Annotated in this window: 14 protein-coding genes; 4 read left to right on the plus strand and 10 right to left on the minus strand. The window is 65.4% G+C overall.

Going from position 1 to position 19,001, the window contains the following annotated elements:
* Positions 1 to 143: 143 nt before the first annotated feature.
* The gene (locus U5S82_20245; protein MDZ7753909.1) at positions 144 to 1,856 is read left to right on the plus strand and encodes a 4Fe-4S binding protein; all 1,713 of its coding nucleotides are present in this window, start codon (positions 144 to 146) and stop codon (positions 1,854 to 1,856) included.
* A gap of 41 nt (positions 1,857 to 1,897) precedes the next feature.
* Here U5S82_20245 and U5S82_20250 read toward each other — a convergent pair whose 3' ends face one another.
* Positions 1,898 to 2,365, minus strand: a complete 468-nt coding sequence (locus U5S82_20250; GenBank protein MDZ7753910.1) for a peptidylprolyl isomerase — start codon at positions 2,363 to 2,365, stop codon at positions 1,898 to 1,900.
* Positions 2,366 to 2,811: 446 nt separating this feature from the next.
* On the opposite strand from U5S82_20250, the gene U5S82_20255 reads away from it, so the two are divergent.
* Both U5S82_20255 and U5S82_20260 read left to right on the plus strand, forming a co-directional pair.
* Positions 2,812 to 3,477 (plus strand): response regulator transcription factor, encoded by a 666-nt coding sequence (locus tag U5S82_20255; protein ID MDZ7753911.1) that lies wholly within the window; start codon positions 2,812 to 2,814, stop codon positions 3,475 to 3,477.
* On the plus strand, positions 3,474 to 4,796 hold the full coding sequence (locus U5S82_20260) for an ATP-binding protein (GenBank protein MDZ7753912.1): 1,323 nt from the start codon (positions 3,474 to 3,476) through the stop codon (positions 4,794 to 4,796). The genes U5S82_20255 and U5S82_20260 overlap by 4 nt, the downstream gene beginning before the upstream one ends.
* A 288-nt stretch (positions 4,797 to 5,084) precedes the next feature.
* On the opposite strand, the gene U5S82_20265 is transcribed toward U5S82_20260, so the two are convergent.
* From U5S82_20265 to U5S82_20290, 6 genes are all read right to left on the minus strand, one after another.
* The gene (locus U5S82_20265) at positions 5,085 to 7,031 is read right to left on the minus strand and encodes a methyl-accepting chemotaxis protein (GenBank protein ID MDZ7753913.1); all 1,947 of its coding nucleotides are present in this window, start codon (positions 7,029 to 7,031) and stop codon (positions 5,085 to 5,087) included.
* A gap of 449 nt (positions 7,032 to 7,480) precedes the next feature.
* Positions 7,481 to 8,137 (minus strand): lytic transglycosylase domain-containing protein, encoded by a 657-nt coding sequence (locus U5S82_20270; GenBank protein MDZ7753914.1) that lies wholly within the window; start codon positions 8,135 to 8,137, stop codon positions 7,481 to 7,483.
* A gap of 1 nt (position 8,138) precedes the next feature.
* On the minus strand, positions 8,139 to 8,903 hold the full coding sequence (locus U5S82_20275) for a CsiV family protein (GenBank protein ID MDZ7753915.1): 765 nt from the start codon (positions 8,901 to 8,903) through the stop codon (positions 8,139 to 8,141).
* A gap of 18 nt (positions 8,904 to 8,921) precedes the next feature.
* Entirely contained in the window at positions 8,922 to 12,380 is a 3,459-nt protein-coding gene (gene mfd / locus U5S82_20280) for a transcription-repair coupling factor (GenBank protein MDZ7753916.1), read from the minus strand.
* A gap of 31 nt (positions 12,381 to 12,411) precedes the next feature.
* Positions 12,412 to 12,654 (minus strand): CDGSH iron-sulfur domain-containing protein, encoded by a 243-nt coding sequence (locus U5S82_20285; protein ID MDZ7753917.1) that lies wholly within the window; start codon positions 12,652 to 12,654, stop codon positions 12,412 to 12,414.
* Positions 12,655 to 12,930: 276 nt separating this feature from the next.
* Positions 12,931 to 13,506, minus strand: coding sequence for a DsrE family protein (locus U5S82_20290; protein MDZ7753918.1), 576 nt, complete (start codon positions 13,504 to 13,506; stop codon positions 12,931 to 12,933).
* A 306-nt stretch (positions 13,507 to 13,812) separates the two neighbouring features.
* Here U5S82_20290 and U5S82_20295 point away from each other — a divergent pair, with 306 nt between their 5' ends.
* Positions 13,813 to 14,808 carry an IS110 family transposase gene (locus U5S82_20295; protein MDZ7753919.1) on the plus strand — a complete coding sequence of 332 codons (996 nt, stop codon included), beginning with the start codon at positions 13,813 to 13,815 and terminating at the stop codon, positions 14,806 to 14,808.
* Positions 14,809 to 15,247: 439 nt separating this feature from the next.
* Here U5S82_20295 and U5S82_20300 read toward each other — a convergent pair whose 3' ends face one another.
* The 3 genes from U5S82_20300 to clpS form a co-directional block, all read right to left on the minus strand.
* Positions 15,248 to 15,886 (minus strand): ABC transporter substrate-binding protein, encoded by a 639-nt coding sequence (locus U5S82_20300; GenBank protein ID MDZ7753920.1) that lies wholly within the window; start codon positions 15,884 to 15,886, stop codon positions 15,248 to 15,250.
* Positions 15,887 to 16,188: 302 nt separating this feature from the next.
* Positions 16,189 to 18,456 carry an ATP-dependent Clp protease ATP-binding subunit ClpA gene (gene clpA / locus U5S82_20305; GenBank protein MDZ7753921.1) on the minus strand — a complete coding sequence of 756 codons (2,268 nt, stop codon included), beginning with the start codon at positions 18,454 to 18,456 and terminating at the stop codon, positions 16,189 to 16,191.
* A gap of 27 nt (positions 18,457 to 18,483) precedes the next feature.
* Positions 18,484 to 18,804, minus strand: coding sequence for an ATP-dependent Clp protease adapter ClpS (gene clpS, locus U5S82_20310; protein ID MDZ7753922.1), 321 nt, complete (start codon positions 18,802 to 18,804; stop codon positions 18,484 to 18,486).
* Positions 18,805 to 19,001 lie beyond the last annotated feature (197 nt).

Genomic DNA, 19,001 nt, shown 5'->3' on the forward strand with positions numbered 1-19,001 from the left:
TGCACCACTGGCCCATGCTCCACTGGCTTATGGCGCCGGGAGCCGGCAACCGGCGTCGGGCTCGCTGAAGGTTCCAATGCTATCGCGAGGTGCACGCACGGTGGGCGTTCAAGCCCGAACCGCCGGGGGGCTGTCGTTTTTCCATGGCGCTGAATGAATCGGTCCATGGGCCGGTGGTGAACACGGACGCGCCAGGCGAGGATACGGAAAGTACCGCGCGGGCGGCGGCGCGAGACTTTCTGGAGCGCGTACCGCCGCCGGAAGCGCCTACAGTGACCTATCGTTCCGCGGGACGGGTGGTGCTGTGGGGAGACGGATCCGTGGCTATCCAGGCGGCGCAGGAACTGGGGCGCCGTGGGCTTGCCTGCACCGTGATCATCGAGGGTGGCGTGGTGCCGGTCCGAGAGGGGCGGGGCCCGGAATACGGGTTCACCGTGGTGCAGGGACGCATGGTCTCCGTGCAAGGCCATCTCGGTGCGTTCCGGGTGGCGCTCCAGGACGGCGAAAACACGGTAGACCTGGCCGAGTATCTGGGGCTCTCCGGTTTCGATATCGTGGTGGATATGGGCGCCACGCCGTATCTGGATTGGCCCGTGCTCCCTCTCGGTTATCACGCCTGTGGACCCGATCCGACCCGCCTCGCTCAGGCCCTTGACCAGGCTGCGCGACTGGTGGGTGATTTCAGTAAGCCACGCTTCTTTGCCTATGATCCTCAGATCTGCGCTCACGGTGCGGCCGGGGTAAACGGATGCACCCGCTGCCTCGATAGCTGTCCCACCCGCGCCATCCTATCCGTCAAGGATCGCATCCAGGTGGACCCCTATCTCTGTCAGGGGGAGGGGATTTGCTCGACGGTCTGTCCTACGGGGGCCATTCGCTACGCCTATCCGGCATTCGACAGCCTGCTGGCCAACCTCAGGGAGGCCCTGGCGCGGTATCGTCAGGCGGGTGGGATCCAGCCGGCATTGATGTTTCACGACCTCGACGACCATGCCCTCGAACAGGCCCTGTCCGGGGTGCCCGAGTACGTGGTGCCGGTGGCCCTGAAAAGAATGGCCGCGGCAGGTATCGAACTGTGGCTGTTGGCCCTGGCACATGGCGTGCGCCAGGTATTGTTGATAGGCAGGGCCGGCATGCCCCGGGACGTGTTCCGGGCCCTGAATGCACAAGTCGTTCTGGCCCAGGCCTTTCTGGGAAGCCTCGGTTATGACCCGGCGCGAGTCCTTTCACTGACTTTCCGGGGGGAGCAAGGGCTGGAGCGAAGGGTTTCCCGCATACCACCTCTGGACCCGACCGCCGACCGGGAACTGCCGGTGGTGGAAGGCAAACGCGAGGCCATGGGGCGCGCCCTCGAAGCGCTGTATGACCGCGCTCCTGCCCATCCTGCGGTTTCGGAACTGCCGGAGGGGGCCCCTTACGGCGAGGTCCGGATCGATCCGGATGGCTGTATTCTTTGCATGGCATGTGTCCACGTGTGTCCTGGGAGGGCGTTGCGCGGTGAGGCGGGCACGCCGCGGCTGTTCTTTGTCGAGGATGACTGCGTGCAATGTGGCCTGTGTGCGGGCAATTGTCCCGAGGGAGCTGTCACCCTTGCCCCCCGTTTCGTCTGGTCCCGGCAGACCAGGAAGTCAGCCCGTCTCCTGCACGAGGAACGGCCCTTCCATTGCATTCGCTGCGGTACGCCGTTCACCACCGCGAGCATGCTGCAGCGCATGACCGAGCGTCTGGAAGGCAACTGGGTGTTCGCCCAATCGGCGAGCGCCCGGCGTCTGCAGATGTGCCCGCGCTGCCGCATGTTGGACGTCTCCGCGGAGGGCATGCCGGGGCCGCCCGGAGCAGAGACGGGAGAGGTTTGACCCTCGTAATCCGGGCCCGGTATGGGTCAGATAAGCGTTTTCTATGGGTCCTGAGGAAGGCCGTTCCGGAGTTCGTCCGCAGTGGCGTCCCGTACATCGACGATCTCGATGTCGAACTGGAGGGTCAGGCCGGCGAGGGGATGGTTGCCGTCCAGGAAGACGTTGTCTGAGACGACCTCAGTGACGACGAACAGGCGCTGGTTCAGTCCGCTGCCGAAGTGAAACTGCATGCCCGGTTCGAGTTCGTCAGGGCCGTCGAATTGCGAGCGATGCGCCTTGATTAGCAACTCATCGTCCTTGTCTCCGTAGGCCTTTTCCGGCGGAATCGTGATATGGAGCCTGTCGCCGGCCGCGTGACCTTCCATTCCTTCGTCCAGACCCGCGATGACGTTCCCCGCGCCGTGGATATAAGTCAGCGGCCCCCGCCCTTGGGTGGTGTCCAGAACCAGGCCTTCACTGTCAGTCAGGGTGTAATGGAGAGAGACGACCTTGTTGGTATCGATGAGCATCGACGGTTCCTTATCCGGTGACGGGTTGGTATTCCAAATAGCGCGGTAGACGGGAGGAGATTAAAGTCTTCCCGAAGGGACATCAATTCAGTGCAGGCAGGGTATCAGACCCTCGCCGGTTCCCACCCTGGCATGCCTCCCGCCCGGGAACGCAAGGTGCCGCCGGGCTTCGTCATGATCTGGATCAACGCTCATGGTCGGCACGGTGGTGTTATGCGATACAGGGGGGTCTAATCGGTTTGCAAAACAAACCAAATAAAAATAGCCGAGAGATTTGGTCGAGTATAATGCGCATCGATTGCCGCGGTGCCTGCATCCATGGTTCGGCATTCCCGAGTGTTCCGGAGAGGCTTATGCTGTCCGCCCGTTGGAGGCGGCGAGCCGATGTTTGCGGCTGGCGTTTTGGGGGGCGCCGGGGTCAACGATGAGAACGGGAGATTCGCAGCATGCATGTACTGCTTATTGAGGATGACACGGTCCTCGTGGATAGCCTGACGAAGCTGTTGTCCGGTCATGGCCATAGCGTGACCGCGGTCACCGACATTCCGGAGGCCCGATGTGCCCTGCCCCAGGGCCACTTCGACGCCGTGGTGCTGGATCTCAACCTGCCGCGTGGCGATGGTATGGATCTGCTCAAGAGTTTCCGTACGGTCTTCGAGCGCGTGCCGGTCCTCGTGCTCACCGGGCGCACGGATCTCGCCAACAAACTTCGCGCCTTCAACATGGGGGCGGACGACTACCTGGCGAAGCCGTTCGAGTTCGCGGAGCTGCGCGCCCGCCTCGGGGCCATATGCCGTCGCTATCGCGAACGCTCCGAGGGCCTCATCGCCCACGGTGGTATAGTCCTCGACGTGGAGGGACAGACCGCCACCGTCGATGGCAAGCCCCTTCCCTTGTCCATGAGGGAACTTTCCATTCTTCGCTGCCTGCTGGAGAGCCGTGGCAAGGTGGTATCGCGTCCCCGTCTGGAGGAGAACCTCTACGGCCTTTTCGGCGCCATCTCCAGCAATGCCGTCGAGGTGCATATCCACAATCTGCGCAAGAAGATTCCGGCCGATACCATCAAAACGGTACACGGCCTCGGCTACACGGTGGAATCGCGCATCGGATGATGTCTCTCCGCCGCCAGCTGCTCTCCACCCTGGGCACGATCATCGTGGTGATCTGGCTGGTGGTTACCGTTGCCACGGTACTCGCCACCCGACAGGAAGTAGGGCGGTTGCTGGATGCCCGGCTGGCAGCGGTGGCTCACGCGCTGTCCACCGCCACAGATGAGGCGGAAGCCGCAGCCGGCAGCGAACTCAAAGGTGCCGCCAATCCCGGCCTGGTGTCCCTGGTCTACCAGGTGTGGTCGCCGTCGGGCCGCCTGCTGAGCGCCAGCCCCGACGCGCCCGTCACACCCCTCTCCGGTCCCACGCCGGGCTACGGGGAAGCGCATGTGGAAGGCCACGGCTGGCGCCTCCTGACCGCGTCTCTACAGGAGGGGGACGTCATCCATGTCGCGGTCCGCTCCGCCGATCGTGATGAGCTGATGCTGGCGGCCCTCGGAAGGGCCCTGATGCCGGTATTCCTGGCGCTCCTGTTTATTCTCGCGGGGCTATGGTTCGGTATTCGCACCTGCCTGCACCCTCTCGCTCGTCTGTCGGCGGAGATTGCCACGCGGGACGCGAACAATCTGGAGCCCCTGCAGGTGCGACGTGTGCCGCAGGAGATCCGTCCCCTGGTGGCTGAAGTGAACTCTATGCTGGGCCGACTGGAAGAGGCCTTCGGCCGTTTCGACCGCTTCGCCGCCGATGCCGCCCACGAGCTGCGGGCCCCGGTGACTGCGATCCGGAATCAGGCCGAGGCCGGTCTGGCGGTGGCGACGGAGGATGAGCGACGGCACGCCCTGAAGCAGATCCTCAAGGTATCGAAGAACTGCAGCGAACTGGTGGAACAGGTCCTGTTGCTGGCGCGCCTCGAGGGCGATTGGAACGTGATGATGGACAGCGAACTCGAACTCGAGGCCCTGTCCCGGGATGTCATGAGCGATGTGGCGCCGAAGGCGCTGGTGAAGGGACTCGATCTATCCTTCCGGGGACATGGGCCGGTGTATGTTCGTGGCAATGAGGAACTCATGCGGGTGCTGATCCGCAACCTCCTCGACAACGCCATTCGCTGCACCCCGGCTGGCGGCAGTGTAAAGCTGGATATCAGCGGCGATGCCAACGGTATCCATATGTTCGTGGAGGATACCGGTCCGGGGATACCCGCCAAGAAGCGCAGCCAGGTATTGCAGCGTTTCTGCCGGCTGCCCGCGGCCGTGGGCGAGGGTTACGGTATCGGGCTGTCCATCGTCGAGCGCATCGCCGAGGTCCATAAGGGACGCGTGCTGCTGGAAGACGGTAGCAGTGGCAGGGGGCTCAAGGTCGGCGTGTGCTTCCGCGCCTGATGTCCCTCCGGGAACAGGCGGTGGGGGGATATCTGTAGGTCGGGATTCATCCCGACACCCAACATTGGCGGGATTCATCCCGACATCCAACATTGGGGGTTCCGCCCCGGCGCGGGTGCATGGCATGGCACCGGATGTCGGGATGAATCCCGACCTACATCCGTGCCGTTGGAACGGGCGAGGGGGGGATCTGTAGGTCGGGCTTCAGCCCGACAGCCCGCCGATGGGGGTTCCGCCCCGGTGCGGGTGCATGGCCCGCTTCAGGCCGATGATCCGGCTTGCGGGGGGCTAGAAATCGGAGAGGTCGTCGTCGTCCAATGGGATGGCCCTTTCCGCGGCGCTCTTTTTCCCTGGCCCATGTCGCCCCGGGGACAGTGAGCGTGCGGTCACGGCGTGACGGTGGTTCGGGGCGGGATGCGGTGGCCGCGGAGGGGCGGCCGCGGAGGGGCCTTCATCTGCGGTCGAGCCGTTGCCGTCGATCAGGATCTCGAGGGCGTGCACGGCACGCGACATCTCGGCGGCCTGGGCCGAGAGTTCTTCGGCGGCGCTGGCGGATTCCTCGGAGTCGGCGGCATTCTGCTGCACCACCTTGTCCATCTCGGTGGTGGCCGTGTTCACTTGGTCGATACCCCCCGCCTGCTCCTTGGAGGCGGCGGCGATCTCACCCACGAGGGTGCTTACCGCGATGGAGGAGTCGCGAATCGTCTCCAGCTGTTTCGCCACTTCCCCGGCCATGGTGACGCCGTCGCCGGCGATCTTCTGCGACTGTTCGATGAGCTGGCCGGTGTTGCGGGCAGCCTCGGCGGAGCGCTGGGCCAGATTCCTCACTTCCTCGGCCACCACGGCGAAACCCTTGCCGGATTCGCCGGCGCGGGCGGCCTCGACGGCGGCGTTGAGTGCCAGGAGGTTGGTTTGAAAAGCGATGTCGTCGATGGTCTTGATGATGTTGGAGGTCTGCTTGGCCGAGCTGGCGATCTCCTTGATGACGGCGTTCATGTGCTCCATGGAGGTGACGCCGGAGTTGACGGCATTGACGGTGTCCTTGATGGAGCGGTCGGCCTGATCGGCGTGGTCGGCGTTCTGGCGGGTCTGGGCGGCCATCTCCTCGAGGGCCGATGAGGTCTCTTCCAGGGATGCGGCCTGCTCGCTCGCTCCCTCGGCCAGCTGCTGGCTGGCGTCCGCCACCTGATGGGCCGCCTGGGCGACCTGGCCGGCTCCCGAGGACAGACCCGTGATGATGTGGGTGATGGGCCGGGTAAAGGATTTCGTGATCAGCCAGGCGACGAGGACCACGGCAGCGATGCCGATGAGGGCCACCACCGAGCCGGAGAGCCCCAGGGCCGACAGGACGGCGGTGCGCTCCCGTTGGGGCACGGCTATGAGCAGCGAGAATTCCCGTACCGGGGTGCCATCGAGGGAGACGCCCAGCCGTTCGAGCCTGTGGGGGGCGCCGTCGATGCGGGTGTGGCCCGCCTCATCTCGGGAGGACCCCAGGAAGGCCGCGGCGAGATCGTGGTCGAAGGTGGCGCCGTAGACCAGCAGTCGTTGTCCGGCATAGTGCCGGCTGTCGACCTGGTACTTCGACTTGACGGTGGCGTCGATGGGCTTGTCGCGGTTTTCCATCACCACGGCCGCCTCGGCGTCGAGCAGGCCCTTTAATTCTTCGAGATTGCGGGATTTGGGGTAGTAGCCGACCTTGAACAGGCCCGCGAAGCGGCCGCCGGCCTCGACCGGGGTGATGGCATCGAAGCTCAGCAGGCCGGTGGAGGAGGACACATTGACCCCGGCCTCGGCCGTCCTGGACTTGAGGGCATTGCCGAACAGGCGCGTCTTGGACTTGTCGTCGCCGGACTTCGCGGGATTGTGCCCGCGCACCAGGACGATACCGTGGGCATCCGTCACCTCGATGGTGTTGATGTCCTGGTCCAACTGATGAAGCCGCTGGAAGAGGGGCGGCAGGATGGCCTGCAGGGCCGTGCTGTCACCCGCCGCTACCGCGGCGGCGATGGCCTCGTCACCGGCGAGAATGTGGGAATAGGTGGCCAGTTTCTCCACTTTCCCGGCGAAGTAATGGTCGGCCACGCCCTGGAGGACGGAGACCCGTTGTTCGTGAATGGTGTCGAGGGAGCCGGAGGTCCTGACGAAGATGATGCCGAGGGTGGACAGGATGACCAGGACCATGAGGGCTCCGACCATCAGCTGCAGCTTCGTCGCCAGTTTGAGTCTGGACGCCATGGTGTTCCCTCATATGTGGTCTTGTGATGATTCCCCGTTTCCTAAGTCGTCATGGCATGAGAAAACTTTATGACGAGTTACATTCGTCATGCCGGGCTTGACCCGGCATCCAGTTAACAGGGTTGAATCGTGCGCGGGGCCGGGGATCACTTCACCGTTTCTGCCCGCGAGTCTCCCCTGCCAATTGGATGGTGGGTCCGCTGCGCTTGACCCACCCTACGGTGCTGCCAATTGGATGGTGGGTCCGCTGCGCTTGACCCACCCTACGGTGCTGCCAATTGGATGGTGGGTCCGCTGCGCTTGACCCACCCTACGGTGCTTCGGGTTGACCCTTCCAATCACTCCCGGGCCAGACTCTGCCATTTCCCATTTCCCATTTCCCATTTCCCATTTCCCATTTCCCATTTCCCATTTCCCATTTCCCATTTCCCATTTCCCATTTCCCATCCTCATCCCCCCTCCGCCACCTTACGCGCCGCCTGGCGCTCCAACCCCTGCCGGAACAGCCCCATCACCTTGCGCACGTAGTGCCGGGTCTCGGGATAGGGTGGGACCTGGTTGTCGAAGCGGGCCACGGCGGTTTCGCCGGCGTTGTAGGCGGCGAGGGCGAGTTCGAGATTCAGGTAGCGGTCCATGAGTCGGCGCAGGTAGCGGGTCGCGCCCTCGATGTTCTGGGCCGGATCGTTGGGATCGGCGACGCCGAAGGCGCGGGCGGTGTCGGGCATGAGCTGCATGAGGCCCATGGCCCCGGCGCTGGACAGGGCATCGGGGTTGTAACCCGACTCGGCGGTGATGACGGCATCGATGAGGGCCTGATTGAGGCCGTGGCGGCGGGCGGCGGCGTCCACCAGGGGCCAGAAGCGGGCGCGGTTCTCGGGCATGGGCCGGACGCGGTCCGGCGACCAGGCCTTGCGGGTGCGCACGATGAGCTTCCAGTCATCACCCGCGGGCTTGTCCGAGAGGTGGATGACGCCCTGTTCGTCGATGAGGCGGTAGATATCGGCCGCCACCGGCGCGGCCGCGGCCAGCAGTGCGGGCAGGAGCAGTGCCGGGATGCGGGTGCCCGGTGGTCGGGGGCGTTCCCGGGATCCGGCGGTCCCGATCATGTCACGGGCTAGGAGCGGTAGCCGACGGTTCGTCAGACCGGCCGGTCACGGGCACCGGGGGCTCCGGCTCGGGAAACTTGTAGCGTCGGATCTCGGCGATGAGGCCGAAGACGGGGTGGTCCACGTAGTGGATCTCGCCGGAGCGCATGCGCCGGCTCTGGCTGAGGCGAAAGACGGCATTGGCCGGCCGGGGCGCGGCTGCGCCGCCGTCCGCCGCCGCCGGCGTATCGACCGGGCCTGTCTCATCGGGTCGTCCCGGGGGGATGTCCCGGGCGTAGACCAGGTCGGCGCGGAGATGCAGGTAACGGGACAGGTGGACCCGCAGGGTTCCTTCCAGCAGCGGCGCTTCGTTGGGCGGGCCGACGCGCACCAGGATGGAGGTGGCGTGCCGCTCGTCGCGCCCGGCCTGGCGCCAGGCCATGTGGACCAGGGGCTCATAGGTCGATGAACGCCTGAGGGCGCGCACGATGCCCGTGAGCTGGCGTCCACCGGCGGTGGCGGGGAGGAGGGGCGACATTTTGCCGGCGGCGGTGTCCACCAGGGGCATGCCGTCCGGTGTCAGGGGCACGGCGGCGGTGAGGTCCGGCCGGCCGGGGGCCTCGGGCCAGATCTCCTCACCGAGTCCCGCGGTCCCCTTATGGGCGAATACCACCACCTCCACCGTGAACCACGGGATAGCGGGGGCATCCTGGGCCGGCGCGGCCCCGGGCGCCAGCCAGGCCATGACCGCCATGAGCAGGGGAGGGAATCGTCGGGACCTTGCCATGGCGCGGATCATAACCCGTCACGCCACCGCGGTGGTGGTGAGGCGATCGAAGACCCCTTCCAGGGCGTGGATGCGGCTGTCCAGGTCCGGCATGTCTCCGAGAAGACGCAGGCGGTCGCCGCCCTCGAGACGAAACTCGCCGGGGCGGTCCTGGATGAGGTTGATGATGGCCACGGGATCCACGTTGGGCTGCTCGTCGAAGATGATGCGCCCGCCGGCGTTGCCCACGTCCACCTTGCGTACGCCCAGAGGCGTCGCCCGGAGCTTGAGCTGGGTGATGCGGAACAGGGTCTGGGTCTGCTCCGGCAGCAGGCCGAAGCGGTCGATCATCTCCACCTTGAGGTCCTTTAGGGCCGCCAGGGAGTCGGCGGCGGCGATGCGCTTGTACATGATGAGGCGGGTGTGGACGTCGGGCACGTAGGTCTCGGGGATGATGGCCGGGATGTGGAGGTCCACCTCGGTGCCATGGTCCAGCGGGCGGTCGAGCTGAGGACTGCGGCCGGCCTTGAGGGCCGCCACGGCGCGCTCCAGCAGATCGGCGTACATGGAGAAGCCCACCTCATGGATCTGGCCGCTCTGGTCCTGGCCCAGCAGTTCGCCGGCGCCGCGGATCTCCAGGTCGTGGGTGGCCAGGGTGAAGCCCACCCCCAGGTCCTCGAGGGACTCCACCGCCTCCAGCCGCTTCACGGCGTCCGCGGTCATGGCCTTGGGATGGGGCACCAGCAGGTAGGCGTAGGCGCGGTGGTGGGAGCGCCCCACGCGGCCACGCAACTGGTGGAGCTGGGCCAGGCCGAAGCGGTCGGCGCGGTTGATGACGATGGTGTTGGCGGTGGGGATGTCGATGCCGGTCTCGATGATGGTGGTGCACACCAGCACGTTGAATCGCCGGTGGTAGAAATCCAGCATCACCCGCTCCAGATCGCGTTCCGGCATCTGGCCGTGGGCGATGCCCACCGCGGCCTCGGGCACCAGTTCCGCCAGCTCGCGGGCGATGCGCGGGATGGTGTCCACCTCGTTGTGAAGGAAGAACACCTGGCCGCCGCGCCGCAACTCGCGCTGGCAGGCCTCGCGCACCACGGTGTTGTCCCACTGCTGGACGAAGGTCTTGATGGACAGCCGCTTGGCCGGCGGCGTGGCGATGAGGGACAGGTCGCGCATGCCCGACATGGCCATGTTGAGGGTGCGGGGGATGGGGGTGGCGGTGAGGGTGAGGATGTCCACCTCCGCCCGCAGGGCCTTGAAGCGCTCCTTGTGGCGCACCCCGAAACGGTGTTCCTCGTCGATCACCACCAGGCCCAGGTTCTTGAAGTGGATGTCGCTGCCCAGCAGCTTGTGGGTGCCGATGATGATGTCCACGCGACCGTCCGTCAGGGCCTTGAGGGTGGCCGTCTGTTCCTTCTTGGAACGGAAGCGCGACAGATGTTCGATGCGCACCGGCCAGTCGGCGAAGCGGTCACGGAAGTTCTGGTAGTGCTGTTGGGTGAGCAGGGTGGTGGGCACGAGGACGGCGACCTGGCGGCCGCCCTGCACGGCGATGAACGCGGCGCGCATGGCCACCTCGGTCTTGCCGAAGCCGACGTCGCCGCACACCAGGCGGTCCATGGGGCGGTCGGCGCGCATGTCGGCCACCACCTGCTCGATGGCCGTCTGCTGGTCCGGGGTCTCCTCGAAGGGAAAGGCCTGGGCGAAGGCGCGGTAGTGGCCGTCGTCGATGTCGAAGGCATGGCCGGGGCGGGCGGCGCGGCGGGCCTGGAGGTCCAGCAGCTCGGCGGCCACGTCCCAGGCCTTCTCGGCGGCCTTGCGCCTGGCCTTCTGCCACTGGCCGCTGCCCAGGCGGTGCAGGGGAGCGGTGTCGGGGTCCGTGCCGGTGTAGCGGCTGATGAGATGCAGCGAGGACACCGGCACGTAGAGCTTGTCGCCGCCGGCGTATTCCAGGTGCAGGAACTCGTTGGTCATGCCCCCCACGTCCAGGGTGGTGAGGCCGAGGTAGCGGCCGACGCCGTGGTCCTCGTGCACCACGGCGGCGCCCTCCCGCAACTCCGTGAGGTTACGCACCACCGCCTCGGCGTCCCGCGAGGGTGCGCCGCGGCGCCGGCTCTGGGCGGCGCGGGCACCGAAGAGCTGGGACTCGGTGACCACCGCCAGGGGCGGTTCCTCGATGACGACGCCCTGTTCCAGCTCGGCCACTGCGATGGCCAGGGCCATGTCGCCGGCGACGAAGGCCTGCCAGTCCGCCACCACCTCCGGGCGCAGGCCATTGTCGGCGAAGGTCTCCAGCAGGGCCTCGCGGCGTCCGGCGCTCTCGGCCGCCAGCAGGATGCGCCCGCCGAAGGTATCCCGGAAGCGCTTGAAGTGGTCGAGGGGGTCCGGGGCCCGCGCCTCCACCGGCAGGGCGACGGGGGCGCGGGTGGCGAAGTTGGCGGCCTCGGCGGCCGGGTCCTCGAAGGTGGAGAGGTCGACCCGGGGCAGGCGGTTCAGTCGTGCCTCGATGTCCTCCGGCCCCAGGAACAGGCGCGCGGGCTCGAGGAGGGGTTGCTCGCGGTCATGGCGGCGGTTCTCGTAGCGCTCCGCGGCCTCCCGCCAGAAGGCCTCCGCACCCGCTGCGGCCTCCCCGAGCACTATCGCCAGGCTGTGGTCCGGCAGGTAGTCGAACAGAGTCTGGGTGTCATCGAAAAACAGCGGCAGGTAGTACTCCACTCCCGGTGGCGCATGGCCGTTGGAGACATCCCGGTAGATGCCGCAGCTGCTGGGGTCGCCCTCGAACTCACGCCGCCAGGCCTGGCGGAAGGTGGCGATGGCGTCCTCGTCCAGGGGGAACTCCCGGGCCGGCAGCAGGCGGACGGAATCCACCCGCTCCAGTGAACGCTGAGTCTCGGGATCGAACTGGCGCAGGGTCTCGATCTCGTCGTCGAAGAGGTCGATGCGGTAGGGCGCGGAACTGCCCATGGGGAAGAGGTCGAAGATGGCGCCCCGCACGGCGAATTCCCCGTGCTCCATCACCTGGCTCACGCAGCGGTAGCCGCTCCTCTCCAGGCGCTCGCGCATGGACTCCACGTCGAAGCGCTGGCCGCGGTCCAGCACCAGGCTGTGGCCGTCGATGTGGCTGCGGGGCGGCAGGCGCACCATCAGGGTGTTCGCCGGCACCACCAGCACTCCCCGCTCCAGTCCCGCCAGGCGTACCAGCACCGACAGGCGCTCGGAGATGATGTCCTGGTGGGGCGAGAAGGGGTCGTAGGGCAGGGTCTCCCAGTCCGGAAAATGCAGCACCGGCAGGTCGTCATCGGCGTCGCCGAAGAAGCGTATCTCCGCCTCCAGGCGCGCCGCCGCCAGGGAATCCGGCGCCACCACCAGCAATGGGCCGTTGTGCTCCGCGGCGGCGCGGGCAATGGCCAGGCCGCCGGCACCGCCGTACAGCCGGCTCCAGTGGACCGGATGGCCGGCGCGGTCCGGGCTCGGGGGATAAAATGGATTCAGCACTGGATCTAGGGGCTGATAGCTGCGGGTTGCGTCAGGGCTGCAATCCCTTGTGGCTGCCGTCGCAGTAAGGTGGAGTGGCCGTCTGCTTGCAGGCGCAGTAGCCGCGCTTGCGCTGCTCGGTCACGGTGAACATCAACGGCGTGATGTCCGTGCCCGCATGGGAGCCGTCACAAAACGGTTGGTTGCGGGAGCGGCCACAGGCGCACCAGAAATAGTCGCCGGGCTCGAGTTCCAGCACGTAAGGCGTGGTGCCGGCACAACGGGGGTCGGGCATTTCATCCTCCTGTATGGCATCGCGATGGGGTCTCGAGGAGCGGGATCTTAGCAGGATGGGACGGTGGAAAGCCCCTGCCGGGAGGATGAAATGCCAATTTTTAATTTTTAATTTTTAATTGCTGTGGCGCGTCGCTGCGCTTGCGCCTCTCTTTTAAGTGAAACTGACTGATTGAACCGCTTGCCCGGACATTAAACGATGGCCTTGGGGTTCAAGGACTTGCGAGCGCCAGCGAGCGCATTAATTAAAAATTCAAAATTCGTGCAGCGTAAGGCGCTAGCGTATTTCTTCGATGGTGAAATGCTTCTCCGGTACCTGCGGGATCAGCAGCGCGTAGCCTTGCTGCTGCCAGTGGACCAGCTCGGTCATGGCGGACGGCGCCACTTCGATGAAGTCCTGGAGATCCGCCGGCGTGTAGCCGTAATCCTCCGCCGCCAGCCCGCATACTCTGAATTTGACGCCCAACTGGGCGTAGTATTTCATGCGGTCCACGATGGTCTTGTACTTGTCATAGTTCCGATTGGCAACGGTGACCAGCTCGGTGCCATGGATGACCACCACGATGTTCATGAACTCCGGCGCCATGCCGTAGGGCTCTTCCATCAGCGGGTTGATGAAGGCACGTAGCCAGTGCAGGGCACCGGCGGCCTTCTCGGGACGGTCGAAGTAGAATTCGACGACCACCTTGGGGTCTTCGTAGGGCGGTTCCACCACGGTGGCACCGCCGCCTTCCGCGCGGGCCCCGGGAAGGGCGGCCAGCAGCAGGGTGAGAACCACAAGCGAGCGCCGGAGCCAAGACGCCGCCAGTGGCGACCGCAGTGCCGCGGTGTGTCCGATGCCGGATATCTTCATGGGCGTTACTCTCCCCGAGGGCGCCGTCCGTTCGGTGTCGGGCTGAAGCCCGACCTTGTATGTTGGAGTTATCTGGCATGTTAGGTTTTTTGCCAGACACCGGGGAAGCCGTCCCGACCTGGAGGCAGGAAGTTTCTGACCTCGCGCGTAGATGGGCTCCCCGCCTCATTGCCGATTTCGAGGAGTATCGGGAAGCCAGCCTGGCTGGACTTCGTATCACAAGGTCGAACCGGCAAGAAATGCGAGGTCGGGGAACCGGTGATCAGTGTGACGCAACCGACCCCAGAAGGGAAAGGAGGAACAACGATGAGCGTTTATATCGGCATTGATGTCGCCGCACGCTCCTTCGACTTGCTCTGCCGTCGTGACGGCAAGAACAGTAAGGTCTACACCTTCCCACAGACTGCCCAAGGTCACGCCCAGGCGATCCGCAAGCTGCAGGCGCTGCAACCGGCGGGCATCGTGCTGGAGGCCACTGGCATCTACTACCTGGACCTCGCGCTGGCCCTGCACGAGGCCGGGCTGCCGGTGTCCGTGATCAACCCGCGCAGCTTCCGGCATTTCGCCGAAATTACGCTGCGCGGCAGTAAGACCGACCCGCTCGACACCGCCCTGTTGGCCGAATACGCCGAACGCATGACGCCTAGGCGCTGGACCCCGCCGCCATCGACCTATCGGGCCCTACGCGACTTCGGCCGGCATCTCAACCGCCTAATGGACGCGCGGACCCAGGCCAAGAACCACCTGCACGCCCTGAAGGCGCAACGGGGCACGCCAGCCCTGCTGATCGAGGATGCCGAGGAAAGCATCGCTCAACTGGACCAACGCATCGAACGGGTGCAACAAGCGGCCCAGGACTTGATCCAGCAGACCCCCGAGCTGGCGCAACATCAGGCCCATCTCTGTGCCGCCACCGGCCTCGCGGCAGCCAGCAGCCTGGCTCTGCTGGCCGAGCTATCCACACTGCCCAGGGACCTGAAGGCCAAACAAGTCGCTCGTCATGCTGGGCTGGACGTGCGCCTGCATGAGTCGGGCTCTAGCGTCCATCGACCCGGGCGCCTAGCCAAGACCGGCAATGCCTACCTGCGTAGCGCCCTGTACATGCCAGCGATGGTGGCGATCGTGCATGACCCGTATGCCAAGGCGTTCTATAACGCTCTGGTGGCCCGGGGCAAAAAGCGGATCCAAGCCTTGTGCGCCGTCATGCGCAAGTACCTCACCGGAATCTGGGCCTGCATGCAGCATGATCAGCCTTTCGACTCCTCCAAGCTGTTTAGCGATCAGCATCTCCAAACCGCTTGACAGGAAACGGAGTATCTACAGATACACCCCCGCCGCCTGTTCCTTCGGCACGAATGTAGGTCGGGATTCATCCCGACATTAACGCCCGCCGCGCACACCACGGGCCGGGCCGGAACCTCCCGCAGGCTGTCGGGCTGAAGCCCGACCTACAGATACACCCTCACCGCCTGTTCCTTCGGCACGGATGTAGGTCGGGATTCATCCCGACATCCCGGCCCGTAGATGCGCCCAGCGCCTGTTCCTTCGGCACGAATGTAGGTCGGGATTCATCCCGACATTAACGCCCGCCGCGCACACCACGGGCCGGGCCGGAACCTCCACCGCTGACTGTCGGGCTGAAGCCCGACCTACAAAAACGAAGCCCGACCTACAGATACACCCCCACCGCCGGTTCCTTCGGCACGAATGTAGGTCGGGATTCATCCCGACATCCGGGGGGTTAGCGATAGTAGGGCTGGCGCATCTGGTTGAACTGCTGGCGGTAGTAGCTGACCGCACTGATGCCGTTGGCCGTGACGTCGAAGACCTTCCAGCCGGAGTTGCCGCGGTAGAAGCGGAACTGCAGGCGTACCGGCTGCTCGTACATGGAACCTCGCACCAGGGCCCCCACGGCGACCTGACGGGCGTCGCGTCGCACGCGGGAACCGAAGATATCGATACGGGGCGGCGGGTTGGACAGGGCCTTGAGGTTCTTGGCCAGGGCGCTGAAGAACATGCCCTTGAGGCGCTGGGTGAACTCGCTCTTCTGACCCTCGCTCATCTGGTCATAGCCGCGCCCCAGTACCCAGCGGGACATGAGCGGAAAGTCGAAGTAGGGCGCGATCTCGTTATCCAGGAAGGCGAGCAGTTCCTGAGGGTCGAGGCTGCCCTGGGATAGGAAGCCCTGCATGCGGTCGAGTCCCTGGCGCAGTATCTGCTCGGGTGTCTCCACCTCAGAAGGGGCCTGGGCCGGGCGCGCCATGGGGGCGCCCTGGGGGGCGTAACCGGGGTGGTAGGCGCGAGCCCCGTAGGGTTGGGCCTGGGCCGCGGTTGCCGCGAACAAGAGCACTGCCGTAGCTGCCAGAAATGGCTTTTTCATGGTTTCTCCTTCCTCGTTAACGTGAAAGTCGCGAAGCACGGACTCCCCCTCTCCCTCTGGGAGAGGGATGGGGTGAGGGAACGAACATGGCGATACGCGCTCCTCTTTCATCATCTTGGGCGGCGCGTATCGCCATGAGAGTTAAGATTGCGTCGGTCGGTCGGGGACGGGGCAGGCAACGTTTCCGGCCCGCCCGCGTTCGCCGCCAAAGATGCGGCGCCCCACCATCCCCATACCTTAACCGGACACCGGCGCGATAGCCATGGTGCCGGCTCGGGGGCAGGCCGTGCGATGGGGAGCGCTCAGAGGTCGCCCACCAACTCCTCGAGTTCGAATTCGAAGACGATATCGTCGCCGTCGCTGTCGATGCGCACATGGCCGCCCTTCTCGAGCTTACCAAAGAGCAGCTCTTCGGCCAGCCCTTTCTTTATCTTCTCCTGGATGAGCCGGGCCATGGGCCGCGCACCCATGAGGGGGTCGTAGCCGTTGGCGGCCAGCCAGGCCCGCGCCTCCTCGGACACCTCGAGGGTGACGTTCTTGTCCTGGAGCTGGGCCTCCAACTCGAACACGAACTTGTCCACGACGCTGCCGATGGTGGCGGGGTCCAGGGGCTTGAAGTTGACGATGGCATCCAGGCGGTTGCGGAACTCCGGTGTGAAGGTCTTCTCAATGGCCTCCCTGGAGTCCCCGGAGTGGTCCTGCCGGGTGAAGCCAATGGAGGCCCGGCTCAGGCGCTCGGCGCCCGCGTTGGTGGTCATCACCAGGATGACGTTGCGGAAGTCCGCCTTGCGGCCGTTGTTGTCGGTGAGGGTACCGTGGTCCATGACCTGCAGCAGCAGATTGAACACGTCCGGGTGGGCCTTCTCGATCTCGTCCAGCAACAGCACCGAGTGGGGATGCTTGTTGATGGCATCGGTGAGCAGCCCGCCCTGGTCGAAGCCCACGTAGCCCGGCGGGGCACCGATGAGCCGGGATACCGTGTGGCGCTCCATGTACTCGGACATGTCGAAGCGCACCAGCTCGATGCCCATGATGCGGGCCATCTGGCGGGTCACCTCGGTCTTGCCCACGCCGGTGGGGCCGGCGAACAGGAAGGAGCCGATGGGCTTGTCCTGGTTGCCGAGGCCGGAGCGGGTCATCTTGATGGCCGTTCCGAGGGTGGAGATGGCTTCCTCCTGGCCGTAGACCACCATCTTGAGGTCACGCTCAAGGTTGCGCAGTACATCCTTGTCGTTGCGGGACACGCTCTTTTCGGGGATGCGGGCCATCTTGGCGACGATGGATTCCACCTCGCCCACGCCGATGGTCTTGCGGCGTCGCGACGGTGGTATCAGGCGCTGGCGGGCGCCGGCCTCGTCGATGATGTCGATGGCCTTGTCCGGCAGGTGGCGGTCGTTGATGTAACGGTCCGCCAGCTCGGCGGCGGTGCGCAGGGCCTGGCGGGAGTATTTCACCTGGTGGTGCTCCTCGAAGCGAGACTTGAGGCCCTCGAGGATCTTCACCGTGTCGTCCACCGATGGCTCGCTGATGTCGATCTTCTGGAAACGCCGGGCCAGGGCGCGGTCCTTCTCGAAGATGCCGCGGTATTCCTGGTAGGTGGTGGAGCCCACGCACTTGAGTTCGCCCGAGGCCAGCATGGGCTTGATGAGGTTGGAGGCGTCCATGACGCCGCCGGAAGCGGCGCCGGCACCGATGATGGTGTGGATCTCGTCGATGAACAGGATCGCTCCTTCCTCCTTGCGGAGCTGGGCCAGCAGGGCCTTGAGGCGCTTCTCGAAGTCGCCGCGGTACTTGGTGCCGGCGAGCAGGGCCCCGAGGTCGAGGCTGTAGATGACGGCATTGGAGAGGATCTCCGGCACCGCCCCGTCCACCACCATCTTGGCCAGGCCCTCGGCGATGGCGGTCTTGCCGACCCCCGCCTCGCCCACGAACAGGGGGTTGTTCTTGCGCCGCCGGCACAGGATCTGCACCGTGCGCTGGACCTCGTCGCGGCGCCCGATGAGAGGGTCTATCTTGCCCAGCAGGGCCTGCTCGTTGAGGTTGATGGCGTAGTTTTCCAGGGGGCTGTTGGAGCCGCCCTCGGCAGGCTTCTCGTCGTCGCCGGCCAGACCCGCATCCTCGCTCTCCTCGGCCCCGGATACCTTGGAGATGCCGTGGGAGAGGAACTTCACCACGTCGAGGCGGGAGATGTCCTGTTTGGACAGGAAGTATACGGCCTGGGACTCCCGCTCGCCGAAGATGGCCACCAGCACGTTGGCGCCCGTGACCTCCTTCTTGCCCGATGACTGGACGTGGAAGACCGCCCGCTGCAGCACCCGCTGAAAGCCCAGGGTGGGCTGGGTCTCGCGGTCCTCGTCCGGCCCCAGCAGGGGGGTGTTCTGGTCGACGAATTCCAGCAGCTCGGCGCGCAGGCGCTCCAGATCCGCACCGCAGGAGCGCAGCACCCTGGAGGCCGCAGGCTCGTCCACCAGGGCCAGCAGCAGGTGTTCCACCGTGACGAACTCATGGCGCTTGTCACGGGCCGCCCTGAAGGCGGAATTCAGCGTGTATTCGAGTTCTTTGCTCAACATGTGGGCGCTCCAGAGTCAGTCACCGGCTCAGGCCGGTTCCATGGTGCACAGCAGCGGATGCTGGTGTTCACGGGAATGCATATTCACCTGGTGGACCTTCGTTTCGGCGATCTCCCGCGTGTACTGCCCGCAGGTGCCCCGCCCCTCGGTGTGGATCTGCAACATGATGCGTGTCGCCTTGTCCCGTGGCAGGTTGAAGAAGGTCTCCAGGATCTCGACGACGAAATCCATGGGCGTGTAGTCGTCGTTCAACAAAATCACGTTGAACAGGGGGGGAACCTTGAGTTTTGGCCGCGCCTTTTCTACGGCGAGGTCATCGTCATTGATGCGTTCCGGTAAATCAGCCATGGGAGTTACGGTGTCTCTCTTGTCTCTGAAATTGACGGCGCGCGGCGCAGGGAGTTCCCCCCGTCGCACTCTTCCTACCGGAATAAGGATAGTAGGAGATGGGGCCGCTGCGAAGGGGGCGCCGGAAATCGGCGCAAGCGACTGGGCCTGGCGCCGGATGCCGGCGACGAACCCAGTCTAGGCAGGCCCCGGGGGGC

The sequence above is a fragment of the Gammaproteobacteria bacterium genome, from assembly GCA_034522055.1.
Classification (GTDB): domain Bacteria; phylum Pseudomonadota; class Gammaproteobacteria; order JAABTG01; family JAABTG01; genus JAABTG01.